Origin of the sequence: Massilia sp. GER05, from assembly GCF_052056005.1 — a bacterium.
Lineage (GTDB): Bacteria > Pseudomonadota > Gammaproteobacteria > Burkholderiales > Burkholderiaceae_D > Telluria > Telluria orientalis.
In genome coordinates, this window is sequence record NZ_CP178858.1 from 5,207,479 (window position 1) to 5,225,119 (window position 17,641).

Annotated in this window: 13 protein-coding genes and 5 tRNA genes; 13 read left to right on the forward strand and 5 right to left on the reverse strand. The window is 66.7% G+C overall.

All coding sequences use genetic code 11. The features are described 5' to 3' along the window. Positions 1 to 42 precede the first annotated feature (42 nt). A complete protein-coding gene (locus ACL58G_RS23070; protein WP_440963297.1) occupies positions 43 to 987 on the forward strand; it encodes a D-2-hydroxyacid dehydrogenase in 945 nt (314 codons plus the stop codon). On the opposite strand, the gene ACL58G_RS23075 is transcribed toward ACL58G_RS23070, so the two are convergent. Further along, complete coding sequence (locus ACL58G_RS23075; RefSeq protein WP_440963298.1) at positions 984 to 4,889, reverse strand: sensor histidine kinase; 3,906 nt, start codon at positions 4,887 to 4,889, stop codon at positions 984 to 986. The two genes, ACL58G_RS23070 and ACL58G_RS23075, sit on opposite strands and share 4 nt — an antisense overlap. Positions 4,890 to 4,976: 87 nt before the next feature. Between ACL58G_RS23075 and ACL58G_RS23080 the strand changes: the two genes are divergently transcribed. From ACL58G_RS23080 to ACL58G_RS23090, 3 genes are all read left to right on the forward strand, one after another. Then, positions 4,977 to 5,053 (forward strand) — tRNA-Arg (locus ACL58G_RS23080). Between the two features lie 75 nt (positions 5,054 to 5,128). Then, positions 5,129 to 5,590 carry an N-acetyltransferase family protein gene (locus tag ACL58G_RS23085; RefSeq protein ID WP_440963299.1) on the forward strand — a complete coding sequence of 154 codons (462 nt, stop codon included), beginning with the start codon at positions 5,129 to 5,131 and terminating at the stop codon, positions 5,588 to 5,590. A gap of 58 nt (positions 5,591 to 5,648) precedes the next feature. Further along, a tRNA-Arg gene (locus tag ACL58G_RS23090) sits at positions 5,649 to 5,725 on the forward strand. 38 nt (positions 5,726 to 5,763) lie between these two features. Here the strand turns inward: ACL58G_RS23090 and ACL58G_RS23095 are convergent. Together ACL58G_RS23095 and ACL58G_RS23100 are read right to left on the reverse strand one after the other, a co-directional pair. After that, complete coding sequence (locus tag ACL58G_RS23095; protein ID WP_440963300.1) at positions 5,764 to 5,958, reverse strand: hypothetical protein; 195 nt, start codon at positions 5,956 to 5,958, stop codon at positions 5,764 to 5,766. Positions 5,959 to 5,970: 12 nt separating this feature from the next. Beyond that, positions 5,971 to 6,825: an SPFH domain-containing protein gene (locus ACL58G_RS23100; RefSeq protein WP_440963301.1), complete on the reverse strand. Its 855-nt coding sequence runs from the start codon at positions 6,823 to 6,825 to the stop codon at positions 5,971 to 5,973. A gap of 151 nt (positions 6,826 to 6,976) precedes the next feature. Here ACL58G_RS23100 and ACL58G_RS23105 point away from each other — a divergent pair. The 6 genes from ACL58G_RS23105 to ACL58G_RS23130 all read left to right on the forward strand — a co-directional run bounded on the left by ACL58G_RS23105 (position 6,977) and on the right by ACL58G_RS23130 (position 9,190). Then, positions 6,977 to 7,053 (forward strand) — tRNA-Arg (locus ACL58G_RS23105). A gap of 122 nt (positions 7,054 to 7,175) precedes the next feature. Further along, positions 7,176 to 7,808: a S8 family serine peptidase gene (locus ACL58G_RS23110; protein ID WP_440963302.1), complete on the forward strand. Its 633-nt coding sequence runs from the start codon at positions 7,176 to 7,178 to the stop codon at positions 7,806 to 7,808. After that, positions 7,741 to 7,914, forward strand: coding sequence for an Ig-like domain-containing protein (locus ACL58G_RS23115; RefSeq protein WP_440963303.1), 174 nt, complete (start codon positions 7,741 to 7,743; stop codon positions 7,912 to 7,914). Before ACL58G_RS23110 ends, ACL58G_RS23115 begins: the two co-directional genes overlap by 68 nt. A 48-nt stretch (positions 7,915 to 7,962) precedes the next feature. Then, positions 7,963 to 8,039: transfer RNA gene (locus ACL58G_RS23120), tRNA-Arg, on the forward strand. 120 nt (positions 8,040 to 8,159) lie between these two features. After that, positions 8,160 to 8,236 (forward strand) — tRNA-Arg (locus ACL58G_RS23125). A gap of 402 nt (positions 8,237 to 8,638) precedes the next feature. Next, positions 8,639 to 9,190 (forward strand): FxDxF family PEP-CTERM protein, encoded by a 552-nt coding sequence (locus tag ACL58G_RS23130; protein WP_413388218.1) that lies wholly within the window; start codon positions 8,639 to 8,641, stop codon positions 9,188 to 9,190. 49 nt (positions 9,191 to 9,239) lie between these two features. On the opposite strand, the gene ACL58G_RS23135 is transcribed toward ACL58G_RS23130, so the two are convergent. Both ACL58G_RS23135 and ACL58G_RS23140 read right to left on the reverse strand, forming a co-directional pair. Next, positions 9,240 to 11,129 carry a hybrid sensor histidine kinase/response regulator gene (locus ACL58G_RS23135; RefSeq protein ID WP_371765043.1) on the reverse strand — a complete coding sequence of 630 codons (1,890 nt, stop codon included), beginning with the start codon at positions 11,127 to 11,129 and terminating at the stop codon, positions 9,240 to 9,242. Beyond that, positions 11,129 to 11,713 (reverse strand): YfiR family protein, encoded by a 585-nt coding sequence (locus ACL58G_RS23140; protein WP_413388217.1) that lies wholly within the window; start codon positions 11,711 to 11,713, stop codon positions 11,129 to 11,131. The genes ACL58G_RS23135 and ACL58G_RS23140 overlap by 1 nt, the downstream gene beginning before the upstream one ends. Before the next feature lie 606 nt (positions 11,714 to 12,319). Here ACL58G_RS23140 and ACL58G_RS23145 point away from each other — a divergent pair. From ACL58G_RS23145 to ACL58G_RS23155, 3 genes are all read left to right on the forward strand, one after another. After that, positions 12,320 to 13,153: a response regulator gene (locus ACL58G_RS23145; protein WP_413388216.1), complete on the forward strand. Its 834-nt coding sequence runs from the start codon at positions 12,320 to 12,322 to the stop codon at positions 13,151 to 13,153. Between the two features lie 233 nt (positions 13,154 to 13,386). Then, positions 13,387 to 16,431 (forward strand): ATP-binding protein, encoded by a 3,045-nt coding sequence (locus ACL58G_RS23150; RefSeq protein ID WP_440963304.1) that lies wholly within the window; start codon positions 13,387 to 13,389, stop codon positions 16,429 to 16,431. 158 nt (positions 16,432 to 16,589) lie between these two features. Next, entirely contained in the window at positions 16,590 to 17,612 is a 1,023-nt protein-coding gene (locus ACL58G_RS23155; RefSeq protein ID WP_413388214.1) for a GGDEF domain-containing response regulator, read from the forward strand. Positions 17,613 to 17,641: the final 29 nt, after the last annotated feature.

The following is a 17,641-nucleotide window of genomic DNA, read 5'->3' on the forward strand; positions in this document are numbered from 1 at the left end:
TCCGCGATCTACAATGGCAGTCCGTTATCAGCCGGGACTACCATGCACGACATCGTCTTTTTGGACCGCGACAGCCTGATCGCCACCATCCGCAAGCCATCCTTCGAGCACCGCTGGCGCGACTACCCCGCCACGAACGCGAACGAGGTCGTCGAACGCCTGCGCGGCGCCACGATCGCCATCACGAACAAGGTGCCGCTGCGCGCGGACGCGATCGCGCAACTGCCGGACCTGAAGATGATCGCCGTGGCCGCGACGGGCACTGACAACGTGGACCTCGCCGCCTGCCGCGAGCGGGGCATCGTCGTCGCGAACATCCGCAACTACTCGCTCGTCTCCGTGCCCGAACATTGCTTCGCGCTGCTGCTCGCCGTGCGCCGCAACCTGCGCGCCTACGTGGCCGACGTCGAGGACGGGCGTTGGGAGCAGTCGACACGTTTCTGCCTGCTCGACCACCCGATCGGCGACCTGGCCGGCAGCCGCCTCGGCATCGTGGGCTATGGCGCGCTGGGGCGCCGCGTCGCCCAGATCGCGCGCGCGTTCGGCATGGACGTCGCCGTCACGTCGCGCTCGCCCGTGGCGGACACGGACGTGGTGCAGTTGCCGCTGGATGAACTGCTGGCCACGTCGGACGTCGTGAGCCTGCACCTGCCGCTGACGGACCAGACCCGCCACATGATCGGCGCACGCGAACTCGCATCGATGAAGACAAGCGCCATCCTGATCAACACGGCACGCGGGGGCCTCGTCGACGAAGCGGCGCTGGCGCAGGCGCTGACGGACGGGACGATCGCGGGCGCCGGGTTCGACGTCCTGAGCAAGGAGCCGCCCGTGCCGGACAACCCGCTGCTGCAGCTGCGGTTGCCGAACTTCGTGCTGACGCCGCACGTGGCGTGGGCCAGCGGCGGCGCGATGCAGACCCTGGCCGATATGCTGGTCGATAATCTCGAGGCGTGGGTGGCCGGAAAGCCGACCAACACGGTCTAGCCGTCTGCCCGCAGCGGCAGCTCGACGACGAACACCGTGCCGTGCCCGGGCCGGCTCTCGACCCGGATCGTCCCCTGCAGCAGCGTGGTCACGAGGTTGTACGCGATGTTGAGGCCGAGGCCCGTGCCGCCCCGCCCCATGCGCGTCGTGAAGAATGGATCGAAGATGCGCGACAGGTGCTCCGGCGCGATGCCGCGGCCGTCGTCGGAGAATTCGATGCGCACGCGGTCGCCGTCCAGCGGCCGGGCATGGATGCGCATGCGGCCGCCCGGCGCGTCGAACGCGTGCAGCAGCGCGTTGTTGATGAAGTTGATGACGACCTGGCCGAACGGGCCGGGATAGCTGTCCATCGCAATGCCGGCCGGGACCTGCAGGTCGAGCGTGTGGCCGGCGCGGCGCACCTGGTTCATCATCGTCGCCGCGATCTCGTGGCAGGCCTGGTCCAGGTCGAAGCGGCGCCGCTGCGTGCTGGCCTGGTCCACCGACACCTGCTTGAAGCTGTTCACGAGATCGGCCGCGCCGTGCAGGCTGCGCACGATGAGGCTTGCCGCTTCGCGCGCCGCCGCGATCCACGTCTCCAGGTCCGATTTCTTCAGCTCGTTGTGCGCGAAGCGGTCGGCCAGCGCGTTCGTCTTTTCTTCCAGCGTGCTGGCCATCAGCAGGCTGTTGCCGATCGGGGTGTTCAATTCGTGCGCGACGCCCGCGACGAGGGCGCCGAGCGAAGCGAGTTTTTCGCGCGCGGCCAGCTGGGCCTGGGTTTCCTTCAGCTGGCGGTAGGCGTCCGCATTGTCCAGCGCGACGCCGACATAGGACGCGAGGGTGCTCAGCATGTCGAGCTGCACGTTCTGGTACGCGCCGGGCCGGCCGCTCTGCACCGTGATCACGCCCAGCACGCGCTGGCCCACGAGGATCGGCACGACCATCAGCGAGCGCGGCGCCGGCAGCGTGTCGGCATCCGTGCTGGCCGGATCCGCGCCCAGCACGTCGCGCACGAGTCCCGAGAACCGGGCGTAATCGCGGGCCAGGTCGCCGATCAGGATCTCCTCGCCCGTCACGCGGCAGTATTCGCCGAGGCCGCGCACGCGCGCGGGGAAGCGCCCCTGGTCGGGCACGCGGCGGCCGTCGGCGACGACGTACGGGTAGTCGATCGGCCCGTCCACGCGCGCCACGCCGATCGCGAACAGCGGCGCGTCCATCAGCTGGCGCACCTGGCCGTACACGTTGGCCATGATCGCCTCGCCGTCGAGGTTCGCCGTCAGTTCACGGCCGATGTCGGACAGCAGCGCGATGTTGCGGCGCGCCTGCTCCACCGCTTCCTTCTGCGCTTCCGCCTCCTGCTTGCGCTTTTCCGCCCGTTCCTTCTGCAGCACCAGCTCCGCCGTGCGCGCGCCGACCTGGCGTTCCAGGCGCGCCTTCTGCTGCACGAGCACGCGCACGCGCAAGCGGTACAGCGCGACGGCGATGGTCGCCAGCACGCTCGCCGCGAGCAGCCGGAACCACCACGTCGCCCAGAACGGCGGCGGGATCTTGATGTTCAGGGTAGCCGGACGTTCGCTCCACACGCCGTCCTTGTTGGCGGCCTTCACCTCGAACACGTACTCGCCCGGATCGAGGTTCGTGTAGGTGGCGAAGCGCTTGCGGGCATCCGTCTCGGTCCAGTCCCGGTCGAAGCCGAGCAGCCGGTAGGCGTAGCGGTTCGCCTGCGGATCGGCGTAGTGCAGCGCCGCGAATTCCAGGGTGAACACGGAATCGCGGTGGCTCAGGCGGATGTCGCGCAGGCGGTCGACGGCGACGGGCAGCGCGCGCGGCCGGTTGAACACGAGGAAGTCGGTGATCACGACGGCGGGCGGGAACGGGTTGTCGTGGATGTCCTCCGGCTGGAACGACGTCATGCCGTCGATGCCGCCGAAATGCAGCTCGCCGTCCGCGCCGCGCGCCGCCGAGCCGACGAAGTACGAGCCGTCCGTCAGGCCGTCCTTGGCCGTGTAGTTCTTGTAGCGCCCCGTCTCCGGATCGACGCGGGTGAGGCCGGTCGTCGTGCTGACCCAGATCTGGCCGTTGCCGTCTTCGAGGATGCCGCCGATCGGCACCTGCTCGCGCGTGGGCGCGACGGGGAACCGGCGGAACACCGTCTTGCCGCCCGGCCCCCGCTGCATGCGGTGCAGCCCGCCCGCCGTGCCGACCCACAGGTCGCCGCGCGCGGACTCGTACAGATAATAGACGCGGTTGTGGCCCAGGCTCGCGGGGTCGCGCGCGTCGTGGCGGAAGTGCGTGAACGTGTCCGTCGCGCGGTCGTAGCGGTCGAGGCCATTCTCCGTGCCGATCCAGATCGTGCCGGCACGGTCCTCGAACACGGCGAAGCCATAGTTGTCGCCCAGGCTGGCCGGATTCGCCGGGTCGTGACGCCAGCCGCGCAGCGTGCCGTCCGCCGCCAGCATGAACAGGCCGCCGCGCGTGACGATCCACAGCGCGCCGGTGTGGTCGAGCGTGAGCGCCTGGACCCAGCTGGCGCCCGCCTCGCGCCCGAGCGGCACGGGTGTAAAACGGCCCGTCGCCGAATCGCGCCACGACAGGCCGCTGGGCGAGCCCACCCACAGCCGCCCGCGTCCCGGCAGCACGCTGCCGACCGTGTCGTCCCGCAGGCTGGCGGGGTCGCGCGGATCGTGGCGCAGCATGTTCACGCGGCCGCTCTCCGGATCGAGGTGCAGGATGCCGCCGCCGGTCGTGCCCAGCCACAGGCGGCCGTCGGCGCCGACGGCGATGCTGCGGATCTTGCGCGCACTGCGCGGGTCCGCGACCTGCCCCGGCAACAGCGCGAAGCGGGAAAAACCGCCGCTGGCGAGGTCCGCGCGATTGACGCCGCCGAACATCGTGCCCGCCCACAGCGTCCCCGTGTGGTCGACCCAGATCGACATGACGCGGTTGTCGGACAGCGTGTGGCGGTCGAGGGGCTGGCTGGTGTAGCCGATGAAGCGCCCGGTCGTGGGGTCGCGCCATTTGAGGCCGTCGAGTTCCGTGCCCACCCACAGCGTGTTGCCCTGGTCGTGGTACAGCGACTGCACGCGGCCGTCGTTCATGCCTTCGTCGGCGCCGACATGGTGGCGCTGCGGCGCACCCTGGCCGATGCGCCACGCTTCCAGGCCGGCGTCGGTGCCGATCCACAGCGTGTCGCGCGGGCCCATCGACAGCGCGACGACCGCATTGCGCTTGCCGGCGTCGATGTCGTAATGCGCGAAGCGGGCGGCGCCCGCCGGCAGGTGGTCGAGACCGACGCCGGTGCCGATCCACAGGCCGCCGCGCGCATCGAGGGCGAGCGCGGTGACGCGGTCGTCGCGCAGGCTGCCGGGATCCTGGCCGTCGTGGCGCAGCGTGCGTAGCGTGCCCGTCGCCGGATCGACGTGCACGATGCCGTCGCTGGTGCCGACCCACAGGCCGTTGGCGCCATCGCCGATGATCGCGGTGACGGCGCTGTTGCGCGCATTGCGTTCCGTGCCGGCCAGCAGCGGCAGGCGAATGAACTTGCGGCTCGCGGGATCGAACCGTGCGAGCCCGCCGCGCGTGCCGAACCACAGCCGGTTCTGGCCATCCTCGTACGCGGCCTGCACGTAGTTGTCGGCGAGGCTGGCGGGGTCGCTGGGGTCGTTGCGGAAGACCTGGTTGCGGTAGCCGTCGAAGCGGTTCAGGCCCGCCTGCGTGCCGAACCACATGAAGCCGTCGTGATCCTGCAGGATCGCGAGGACGGATTCCTGCGACAGCCCTTCTTCCAGCCCGATGCGCTCGAAACGCAGGCTGCGCGAACCGCCCGCCAACGCCAGCGAGCTCACGCAGGCCAGCAGCAGGCCGCACAGCATGCGCCGCAGCGCTTGGTTGACGAATGGGAAGGGTACGGGTTTCCAGGGCACCGGGCTAATCTACCAGAACCCCAAAAAATGTTGAAAGAAATTAAGACTTCCTCATTCGTCATGCCACTGCTATAATGCGTGCATCGGGCGGCTGTAGCTCAGCTGGATAGAGTACTTGGCTACGAACCAAGGGGTCGTGGGTTCGATTCCTGCCAGCCGCACCAAGTGATACGAAAGGCCAGATCGCAAGATCTGGCCTTTTCCATTGGTCGTTCCCATTTGCTGCTCTACATCTCATCATGTCCGACCAGCTCATCATTCGCCCTCTCGATCCCCAGGACCTCGCCGGCTGGCGCCCGCTGTGGGACGGCTATAACGCCTTCTACGGACGCAGCGGCCCCACGGCCCTTCCCGAATCCATCACGCAAGTCACGTGGCACCGGTTCTTCGATCCAGCGGAGCCCGTGCACGCGCTGGTCGCGGAAAGCGCAGGCCGCATCGTGGGTCTTGCCCATTACATCTTTCATCGCAGCACGACGCGACTGCATGACGTCTGTTACCTGCAAGACCTGTTCACCGCACCCGACAGGCGCGGACTGGGCGTCGGCAGGCAGTTGATCGAAGCCGTCTACGACAAGGCGCGCGCGGCCGGCAGTTCGCGCGTGTATTGGCAGACGCACACGGACAACGCAGCCGGCCGCGCCCTCTACGACAAGGTCGCGCGGCACCTGGGCTTCATCGTCTATGCGCACGAATTGTGACGACCTTGCCAAACACGCTTTTCCAAACAATAATCCGCTGCTATAATGCGTGCCTCGGGCGGCTGTAGCTCAGCTGGATAGAGTACTTGGCTACGAACCAAGGGGTCGTGGGTTCGATTCCTGCCAGCCGCACCAGCTTATACGAAAGGCCAGATCGCAAGATCTGGCCTTTTTCATTTCGCGCTCCCCTCTTCCTCGTCCGGCTGCGCGGTCCCGACCCGGACGCCCCGCCGCGCCAGCGCCTCGCGCAGCAGGAATTCGATCTCCGCGTTCACGCTGCGCAGATCGTTGGCGGCCAGGCGCTGCAGTTGCTCCCACAACGCCGGATCGATCCGCAGCGGATAGGACTTCTTGCCGGGACTTGCCATCGACGCACCGCCTCAGTTGTACAGGGTGCCTGCATTGATGATGGGCTGCGCGTCGCGGTCCGAGCACAGCACGACCAGCAGGTTGCTGACCATCGACGCCTTGCGTTCCGCGTCCAGCTCGACGATCTCGCGCTCGGCCAGGCCTTTCAAGGCATCTTCCACCATCGTGACGGCGCCATGCACGATGCGGGCGCGCGCACTGATGATCGCCTGCGCCTGCTGGCGGCGCAGCATCACCTGGGCGATCTCGGGGGCGTAGGCCAGGTGCGTCAGCTTCGCATCCAGGGTTTCCACGCCCGCCGCCTCGAAGCGCGCCGTCAGTTCCACGCTGAGCGCGTGCGCCACTTCCGCCGCGCCGCCGCGCAGTGTCGTTTCGCCCGGCGCGAGGTCCTCGCCTTCGTCGTACGCATATTGCGCGGCCAGGTGGCGCAGCGCAGCCTCGGCCTGCACGCTGACGTAGCGCTCGAAATCGTCGACCTCGAACAGCGCCTGCGCCGTATCGCGCACGCGCCAGACGACGGCGGCGGCCAGTTCGACCGGATTGCCCCGCTTGTCGTTGACCTTCAGCGTGGACATGTTGAGGTTGCGCGCCCGCACGGTCAGCTTGCGCTTGCGATACAGCGGGAACGCCCAGCGCAGGCCCTCGCCGCGGTCCGTGCCCACGTAGCGGCCGAACAAGGTCAGCACGGCCGTCTCGTTCGGCTGCAGCATGTACAGCCCTGCGCACATGAACACGCCGGCAAGGACGAGCGCAATGCCGGCCAGCGCCGCCCCGCCCGCCATGCTGCCCAGGATGGACAGGTGGACCAGCCAGGCGCCGGCCAGGACGGCGAGGATGCCACCGCCCAGCGCGAGGTAGCCATTCATCGAAGCGAGCGGTATTTCCTGACGAGTGAGTGCAGACATGCCGGATCCCATGAGGTTATATGAAAGTGATATCACTTTACGATCACCTTTCCGGGTTGTCAAGCATGCCGTTTTGTCATTCGCGGCAAGCCTGCTATAATGCGTGCCTCGGGCGGCTGTAGCTCAGCTGGATAGAGTACTTGGCTACGAACCAAGGGGTCGTGGGTTCGATTCCTGCCAGCCGCACCAACTCATTACGAATGGCTCATAAAACGCGTTGCGGTTTATGAGCCATTTTTCATTGATACGCACGCGGGCACGGCACTGCCGTCGCCGGCACGGCGGCAGCCACGTCCAACAACGCGGCCGGCGTGGCCGGCATCGCGGGCGCGGCCAGCATCATGCCCCTGCGCATCGCCTACAGCGACAGCACCGGATGCCAGGCCTACTTCAGCACGATCGCCAGCGGCATCACCTATGCGGCCGACCACGGCGCCCGGATCGCGAACATCAGCTACACCGGCATCGCCGGCAGCTCCGCCATCCTCAGCGCGGCCCGCTACATGAACAGCAAGGGCGGCCTCGTGTTCGTTTCCGCCGGCAATAACAACGTCGACGAAAAAGTGGCGCCCGATCCGGCGCTGGTCGTCGTGTCGGCGACCGACGGCAACGACGCCAAGGCCAGCTTCTCGAGCTGGGGCAGTTTCGTCATCATCGCGGCGCCGGACACGAATATCTGGACGACGAACAATTCCCTCGGCTATTCGGCATGGAACGGCACGTCGTTCTCGGCCCCGGTCACCGCCGGCGTCGCGGCGCTGATGATGGCGGCCCGTCCCGATCTGGGCGGCGACACGATCGAGTCGCTGCTGTACTCGACGGCCGTCGATCTCGGCGCGGCCGGCCGCGACCCCATGTTCGGCTATGGCCGCGTGGATGCCGCCACCGCTCGTCATCGACGGCCAGACGAAGGCCCAGGACACGGGCGGCACGCTCGGCTATAACTGGAACACGCGCAAGGTTGCCGCCGGCCAGCACACCATCACCGCGACGGCGCGCGATGCCGCGGGCAATACGAGCAGCACGTCGGTCACCGTGACGACGAAGTGACCTCGTATTTGCCAAAAGGAAAAAGTCGGCTATAATGCCGGCCTCGGGGCGGCTGTAGCTCAGCTGGATAGAGTACTTGGCTACGAACCAAGGGGTCGTGGGTTCGATTCCTGCCAGCCGCACCAACTTATACGAAAGGCCAGATCGCAAGATCTGGCCTTTTTCTTTATCTTCGCGGATTTCTGCCGAACCGGCATCATTGTCCTTTGCGAAACCGCGATTCGCCGCTATAATGCGTGCCTCGGGCGGCTGTAGCTCAGCTGGATAGAGTACTTGGCTACGAACCAAGGGGTCGTGGGTTCGATTCCTGCCAGCCGCACCAGCTTATACGAAAGGCCAGATCGCAAGATCTGGCCTTTTTCATTGCCGCGCCCCCTCCTGCCAGCCATATCCCCTGCGATTTTGACGAGCGCCCAATGTCCGCTTGCAAACAGAAAAAACTCAGCGGCGGATTTTCTCGCGTCTTTACGTAGGATTGGACCTACAAATACTATGCAATTTGGCTGATTTCCGCCGTCGTTTGATGCCAGACACACCAACTCCTCTATGAAAAGCGGGTGAAAACCGCATCCTCACGGAAACTATTTATGTTCAGCATCTTTCCACGAAGAAGCGCACACTTCGGTGATTTTTCGTGCGTTTTATCGATGATTTGATACGATGAAGTTCCCCGATTCTTGAAAACCAAGCTGCAGGACGCGGCTGTTTCTTTGCGAGGTAAGAAATGAAAAAATCACTGATTGCTGCTGTTGTATTGGCTTCTGCGTCGTTCGTTTCCACCGCTGCCATGGCGGCCACCGTCGGCAACACCCCGCAGGTCCTCGACCTGACCGACGGCGCCGGCTTCTTCGGCGATACGTTCGCAACCGGTAACAACGGCAATACCTTTGCCGACCGCTTCACCTTCTCCGTCGAAGGCACCACCGGCTGGAACCTCGACGCCATCATCTCGTCGGTGAGCCACAGCGCCGACACCGGTCTCGACATCACTGGCGTGTCCCTGTACAACGCCACCGGCAATGCGCTGATCTCGTCGGGCAAATCGCTGCAGTCCGGCAACATCGACGTCTGGACGATCTCGAGCGACAACCTGTCTGCCGGCAACTACTACCTGCAAGTGAGCGGCAACCTGGTGTCGGACCAGGCCGCGAGCTTCGGCGGCGCGGTGTCCCTGGCTGCCCCGGTGCCCGAACCGGAAACCTACGGCATGATGCTGGCCGGCCTGGGCGTCCTGGGCTTCCTGGCGCGTCGCCGCAAGCAGGGCAAGCCGGCTTGATAGCCCCCTGCGCATGAGTCGGGCGGAAGCGCACGCGCTTCCGCTTTTTTTATGTGCGCAGCTTCTTGATGACGCTGCGGTTCCCCAGGATTTCCTCGATCTGTTCGAAGCGCACGGGCTTGACCATGTGGTGGTCGAAGCCGGCCTCGAACGCCAGTTGGCGGTCCTTTTCCTGGCCCCAGCCCGTGACGGCGACCATGACGGTCATCGTGCAGCACGACAGGTCGCGGATGCCGCGCGCCAGGTCATAGCCGGACATCTGCGGCAGGCCGATGTCGAGGAAGGCGTAATCCGGACAGAAGCGCTTGGCCGCGGCCAGCGCATCCGCGCCGTTGTGCGTGATGACGACGCTGTGCCCCATCGCCGTCAGCAGCGCGCCGATGCTGTTGACGAAGTCGACGTTGTCGTCGGCGAGCAGGATGCGGTACGTTTCCGCGCTGATGAACGACATTGGCGTCGGCTTCGCGGGCAGTTCCGGCTCGACGACGATCGGCAGCCGCACGACGAACTGGCTGCCATGGCCGAGGCCCGCGCTGTGCGCCTCGATGGAGCCGCCGTGCAGCTCGACCAGCTTGCGCGCCAGCGACAGCCCCACGCCCAGGCCGGCCACCGAACGCTCCAGCGTCGAATCGACCTGCACGAACATCTCGAATACGGTGTCCAGCATGTCCGGCGCGATGCCGATGCCCGTGTCGGACACGACCAGCGTCAGCGTGCGGTCATCCACCGTCGCCCTCAGGCCCACACGGCCGCCGCGGTTCGTGTATTTGGCGGCATTATTCAACAGGTTCGAAAGGATTTGCGCGAGACGCGTCGCGTCGCCGTTCAGGAATACAGGGCGGTCCGGCAGGTCGATCGTCAGCTCGTGGCCATGCAGTTCGATGTACGGCCGCACCACCTCCAGCGCATCGTTGACGACCGCTTTCAGTTCCACGCGGCCGCTCTTGATGGTGAATTTGCCCGTGTTGATGCGCGAGACGTCCAGCAGGTCGTCGACGAGGCGCACCATCTGGCGCAGCTGGCGCTCCATGATGTCGGTCGCGCGCTGGGTCGCCTGCGCGTCGCCGCTGCGCAGGCGCAGGATGTCGAGGCCCGTGCGGATCGGCGCCAGCGGGTTCCTCAGCTCGTGCGCCAGCGTGGCGAGGAATTCGTCCTTGCGGCGGTCCGCGAGGCGCAGCGCTTCCTCCGCGCGCTCGCGCACCTGCATCTCGTGTTCGAGAGTCGCGTTCGCTTCCTGCAGCGCGTGCGAGCGGCGGCCGATCTCGGCAAGCATGTCGTTGAAGGCGGCGACAAGCACGCCGATTTCGCCGCTGTCGTTCCCCGGCACGCGCAGGGTGAAGTCGCGCCGCTGCATCACCTGGCGCGCGACGTTCGTCACCGCCGCGAGCGGCCGCGTGATGGCGGCCTGCAGGCGCGACGCGACCAGGCCCGCGATCAGCAGCGCACCCAGCATCACGGCGCCGAGGATGGCGCCATAGCTGAACAGGCGGTCGACGAGGCCGTAGCGCGAGCGCAGGTAGACCGTGCCGACCATCTCGCCGTTTTCCACGATGTTGCGGAACACCGCCACTTCGCCGCCCTCGATGCGGTAGCCGGACGGGGCCGGGCGCGCCGGGATCGCCTGGTTCGGGGCCGCCGCGTACGTGGCGAAGCGCGTGCCGTCGCTCGTGTAGATCGCGGCGGCGAGGATCTGCGGGCGCACGCGCAGGACGGCCAGGTTCTGGCGCGCCGTCTCCTCGTCGTTGAACGTGAGGGCCGGGGCCGTCACGCGCGCCATGATGTCGGCCTGCGTCATCAGGTCGTCCGTCCAGTAGCGCTGGAACGCGCGCAGGTCGAACAGCAACATGGCGACGGAAGCCGCCAGTAACGCGACGAACGTCGTCGATACCGCCATCAGAATCAGTTTGCCGCGGACCGTGCCGCCGTCGCGCACCACCATCACTGCGCTCCTTTCTGCACCCGGTTCGCCACCGTCAGCAGGCGCGAACTGAGTTTGATGCCATTGCGTTCCGCCGCATCCAGCGCGACGTCGAAGCGGACCCGTTCGTCCACGATGCGGAAATTGATCACACTACCGACCTGCAGGCCGTTGTCGCATTCGGTCACGACGAGCATCGCCCCGGTCGCCTGGTGGACGATGCGCGCGACCCGCTGCGGATCGCTCCCGCCCACGAACAGCAGGTGCACGCGGGCCGCCGCGTCGCTTTCGCGCAGCTCGCGCACTTCGATCATGCGGTTGTTGACAGTGCGTCCGGCCACCACGCGCGCCAGCTCGACGGCGAGGTCGTTGGCGCCGATCACGCCGATCGTCAGCGGCGCCGTGGCGTCGGCGAACGCGCTCGCGGGAAAATCGGTATAGCCGAGGAATTTGTACAGGAAGGCCGCCTTCACGCGCCGCTCCAGCGGCGCCCCCGGCACGGCGCTCTGCGCGCGCGCGGGCGGCACCAGCCCGGCACCTGCGCACAGCAAGGCCAGCGAGGCCAGCGCCCAGCCGGCAAAGGACCGGCGCAGGCCTCGATTCATGGATGGCTTCAGTTGACGATGCATCGGCCGGATGGCAAACCCTGGACTGGAAACGGTGGCAGGAAGCGCCCGGGCTTTCGGCGCCCTACGGAACGGCCGGAAATGGACGGCCCATGATAGCCGGGTATGGTCGGCCATGCCAACGCGGCGCCCTGCGGCAACGTCCACGCGGATGGATCGACTCGAAAATTCGTAAACGACAGCAAGGCGTCTTTAAACATTTTGCTATCGTAGAACATTTTCTTTGGTGCACCAAGAGTGACCCGATTGAAGCGTGCACGGCTGTGTCATTTATAAAAGCAATGGCTGACATTAGAAATCTAAATTGGATTTCTTTTTTGCGATGCAGCATTATGAACCTGTCTCCTCTATTCTCCTCCAAGGATAGATTCAGCCCGCTCCCGTAGCGGGCTTTTTTTTTCCCCGGCGCACGCACGGGGCCACATATGCTGTAGTGCAATATCAATCGTGCACGATGTTGTTGTTTTACGACCCGGTTACCGTCTTTTCCGACTCTGCGCAGAGCGCGCAGTCGTGTCGCCCCCTGCTTACAATTTGGGGTACTATGCAACCTCTTTTCGTTTAGATAACAATATTTACCGCGCTATGCTCCATCCCGGCAGGTCCGCACACTCTTCCAGTTCCTACGACTGGTCCGCTTCCCGGCTCGGCGAACCGCAGCAATGGCCGCAGGCACTGAGGCTGGCCGCCGACGTCATGTTCAACACGCCGCTGCCCCTGCTGCTCGTGTGGGGACGCGACATGACGGTGCTGTTCAACGACGCCTACGGCGCGCTGGCCGGGCCGGCGTACGGACGGGTCCCCGGCGGCAGCGTGCCGCCCGTGATGCCGCCTCCGCTGGCGGTGGCGGGCGCCGAACTGCAGCGCGCCTGGAACGGCGAGGCCGCGTACGCGCCGGACCGCAACCTCATGTTCGCGGGCAGCGCAGGCGGCAGCGGCCGCTACGACCTGTATTTCACGCCCGTGCGGGGGGACGGCGACGCCGTCGCGGGCGTGCTGTGCGCGCTGGCGCCCGCCGCGCCGGTCGTGGAGGCGCCGGCCGAGTCGAGCGGCCCCATGCGCATCCTCGTCGTCGAGGACAACGTCGACGCGCAATACCTCGTGTGCGAGATGCTGCGCGCCTTCGGCCACGAGGCGGACGGCGTCGGTCATCCGAACGACGCGCTCGCGCGCCTTGCGGCCGGGCAATACGACGTGTTGTTCACGGACGTCAGCCTGCCCGGCATGTCCGGCGTCGACCTGGCGCGCCAGGCCGTGACGCAGGCACCGTCGATGCGGGTGATCTTCGCGTCGGGTTATGGCGACACCCTGCTGCGCCACGTGGAATTCCCCTACCTGTCACTGCAGAAGCCCTATGAGCTGGACCAGCTCCAGCAGGCGCTCGACAAGGTGGCGCATCCGCTGCCGGTGCGCACCTGAACGATGGCCCAAAGGTGTGCAACAAAGCGCCCGGGCTGGGCTAGAATCGGTGTACGGCTCATTACGCGCCGTGGACGGACGTGCCCGTCCATTTTGCGTGACACCACCGTCGCGCGCGCAGAGCCCAACACGATGATCGATTTCGAGCCCACCGGCAGTGCACCCCGCCCCTCCGAGCTGACGGACATGCTCGACCCGGCGCCGTCCGCGATGGTCTCGCGCGGAGGCGTACGGTGAGCAACGAGCGCGACGAGCTGCGGCATCCCTCCGCGCAGCCCGCTGCTGCTGCGGCCGCCGCCGCGCGCGAACTGCAGGAAGCGCGCGAAGCCCTGCGCCTGGCCAACGCGCGCATGGAAAACATGCTCGAGAGCCTGGTCGACGGCTTCTGCGCGGTCGACCACCACTGGCGCATCATGTACATCAACGGGCGCGCGCTGGAGATGCTCGCGCCCCTGCAGAAGACCCGGCCCAGTCTGGTCGGCCACGACCTGTGGGCCTCGTTCCCGGAACTGCGCGGCAGCATGCTCGAAACCGTCTACCGGCGCGCGATGGTCAGCCGCGAGACGGCGATCCAGGAATTCTTCTGGCCGGCGCTGAAACGCTGGTTCGAGGTGCGCGCCCATCCGTCGCCGGACGGCCTGACGCTGTACTTCCAGGACATCAACCGGCGCAAGGCCGACCAACAGGCCCTGCAGCAAGGCAACAGCCGCCTGCAGGTGGCACTGGCCGCGGGCCGCCTGGGCGACTGGCGCTGGGACGCCGCCAGCGACCGCGTGATGCTGGGCGAACGGGCGGCCGCCATCTTCGGCCTGCCGGCCGAGCAGCCGCTCGCGTGGAGCGAACTGCGCGCCCGCATCGACCCGGGCGACCGCGAAAGCGTGCGCCGCGCCGTGCTGCAAGCCTTTGCCGGCCACAGCGACCTCGAACTGGAATGCCGCCTGCCGGGCCCGAGCAGCGAACCGCGCTGGGTGGCGCTGGTGGGCCGCGCCGATTACGCCGACCAGGCGCGGCGCGAAGGCGTGCTCGGCATGACCGGCGTCGTGCAGGACGTCACGGCCCGGCGCAGCGCCGCCGACGCCCTGCGCCAGAGCGAGGAAGTATTGCGCGCGCTGGCCAACACGATCCCGCAGCTGGCCTGGATGGCGCAGGCCGACGGCGCCATCGTCTGGTTCAACGAACGCTGGTTCGAATACACGGGCACGACGCCGGACCAGGTCGTGGGCTGGGGCTGGCAGACGGCCGTCGAGCCGACGGTGCTGCCGGCCGTGCTGGAGCGCTGGAACGCGAGCATCAAGAGCGGCGACCCGTTCGAAATGGAATACCCGATCCGTGGCGCGGACGGCCAGTACCGCTGGTTCCTCACGCGGGTGAATCCCGTCCGCGACCGCCACGGCAAGGTCCTGCGCTGGTTCGGCACGGACACGGACGTCGACGAGGTCAAGCGGGCCGAGCAGGCGCTGCGGGACGAATCGCACGTGCTCGAACTGCTCAACAGCACCGGCAGCGCGCTCGCTTCCACGCGCGACCTGCGCTCGCTGCTGCAAGTCGCCACGGACGCCGCCACCGGCATCGCCGGCGCGCGCCAGGGTGCGTTCCTGTACCACGGACGCAACGACGGCATCGAGCCCGATGCGAACAACCTGTTCACCCTGTACACCGTGTCCGGCGGCAGTCCGGTCGGATTCGAGGCGTTCGGCGCGGCCGGTCCCTCCGGCCTGTTCGGCCCGGGCCTGCTGGACCATCCGGCGGGCGTGATCCGCTCCGCCGACGTCACGCTCGACGCACGCCTGCGCGACGCGCCGCCGTTCGCTCTGCCGGCGGGGCACCCGGCCGTGCGCAGCTATCTCGCCGTGCCCGTCATCGGCCATTCCGGCGAGTTGCTCGGCACGATGTTCTTCGGCCATCCGGAACCGGACGTGTTCAGCGAACGCACGGAACGCATCGTGCGCGGCATCGCGGCCCAGGCCGCCGTCGCCATCGACAACGTGCGCCTGTACGAAGCCGCCCAGCGCGCCGCCGAGGAGCGCAAGGTGCTGCTCGAAAGCGAGCGCCAGGCGCGCGCCGAGGCCGAACGCACGAGCCAGATGAAGGACGAATTCCTGGCCACGCTGTCGCACGAACTGCGCACGCCGCTGTCGGCGATCCTCGGCTGGGCCCAGGTGCTGCGGCGCGGCAGCCGCGACCAGAACGACCTGCAGAAAGGCTTGCAGACGATCGAGCGCAACGCCCGCGCCCAGGCCCAGCTGATCGAAGACCTGCTCGACATGAGCCGTATCACGTCCGGCAAGGTCCTGCTCGACATGCAGGCCGTGGCGCCCGCGAGCTTCATCGACGCGGCCATCGAGACGGTGCGCCCCGCGGCCGATGCGAAGAACATCCGTATCGACAAGCAGTACGCGGCCGATCCGGGCCTCGTCGCGGGCGACCCGGCGCGCCTGCAGCAGATCGTGTGGAACCTGCTGTCGAACGCGATCAAGTTCACGCCGCGCGACGGCCAGGTCAGCATCGAACTCGCGCGCAGCGATGCGAGCGTCGCCATCACCGTGCGCGACAACGGCGCGGGCATCCGGCCGGAATTCATCACCCACGTATTCGAACGCTTCCGCCAGGCGGACGCATCGATGACGCGCCGCCACGGCGGCCTCGGCCTCGGTCTCGCGATCGTGAAACACCTGATCGAGCAGCACGGCGGCACCGTCCGCGCCGAGAGCGCCGGCGAGGGCAAGGGCGCCAGCTTCACCATCGAATTACCGCTCGCCAAGCAGCAGCCGCCGGCGACGCGCAGCGCACGCGCCGCGATGATCCTGCCGACGCCCGCCACGCCGGAGATGACGGTGCTCGACCTGTCCGGCGTCAACGTGCTGGTGGTCGACGACGACCGCGATGCGCGCGAACTGATCAAGCGCATCCTGAGCGATTGCGGCGCGTCCGTCCGCATCGCCGCCAGCGCGCGCGATGCGTTCGCCCTGTTCAAGGAGCGCGTGCCGAACCTCCTGATCAGCGACCTGGGCATGCCCGAAGTGGACGGTTTCGAACTGCTCGACTGGGTCCGCCACCTGGGGCGCGACGAAGGCAGCCAGGTCCCGGCCATCGCCCTGACGGCATTCGCCCGCTCGGAAGACCGGCTGAGCGCGCTGGAGGCCGGATTTTCGGCGCATATCTCCAAACCGGTCGAACCGAGTGAACTAATTGCAACAGTTGCTTCCGTTGTCGGCCCCTCCTCTCCGCTCGTGAATCGTGCTGCCGCATCCACGGCGGGCAGAAATGGCGTACGCTAATAGGGACTCGCGTAATTCGAAAGATGTTCCTACCCAAGGACGCGGCGCTGTCCTACAAGAAATTCTCGGCGTTTTGCTAGACTATGAAATGTTGTTCTAGAGCTGGTATGAGTAGTTAAGGAACAAATAATACCGGCCTTGATTTGACGAGAGTACGCATGCCCAGCCGACAAGACATCCTGAACGCGAAGATCCTGGTCGTAGACGATTCCCCGGACAATATCGAATTGATGGAAGAGATATTGCGCGAGGAAGGCTACACCGACGTCAGTTCGACGATGCTGCCGGAACAGGTGTGCCCGCTGCATCGCGAACACAACTACGACCTGATCCTGCTCGACCTGCAAATGCCGGGCCTGAACGGTTTCCAGGTCATGAAAGGCCTGAAGGAAATCGAACAGGGCGGCTACCTGCCCGTGCTCGCCCTGACGGCACAGCCCAGCTTCAAGATCGCCGCGCTGGAAGCGGGCGCGCGCGATTTCATCAGCAAGCCGTTCGACCTGCTCGAAGTGCACAAGCGCATCCATAACATGCTGGAAGTGCGCCTGCTGTACAAGGAACTGGCCCAGTACAGCCGCGCCCAGCAGGAACTGGCGCTGCACGACGCCCTCACCGGCCTGCCGAACCGCCGCCTGCTGGAAGACCGCATCGAAACGGCCGTGCAGCACGCCAACCGCAACCACCACAAGGCCGCGGTGATGTACCTCGACCTGGACGGCTTCAAGGCGATCAACGATACATACGGCCACGCCTACGGCGACGAGATCCTCAAAATGGTGTCGCAGCGCCTGCTGTCGAATTCGCGCAAGGAAGACACGGTGGCGCGCCTGGGCGGCGACGAATTCATCGTCCTGCTGGCCGACGTGCACAGCCTGGCCGATGCGCAGGGACCGGCCGCCAAGCTCGTCGAGGCGCTGTCCGAACCGTTCTTCATCAACGACCTGACCCTGCAGTTGTCGACGAGTATCGGCATCAGCCTGTATCCGGACGACGCGGAAAACGTCGTCGACCTGATCAGCATCGCCGACTACGCGCTGTACGAAGCGAAACGCGCCGGCAAGAACCGCTATTGCGCCAACGGCAGCGCCGCGCGCCAGGCCGCGCTGGCCGTCAAGCCGACCATGCCGCCGCCCGCCACGCCGGCCGTCGCGCCGTCGCCGGAGCTGGCGCAACACCGCTGACCGTCGCCGTCTCCATCCCGACGCCCGCC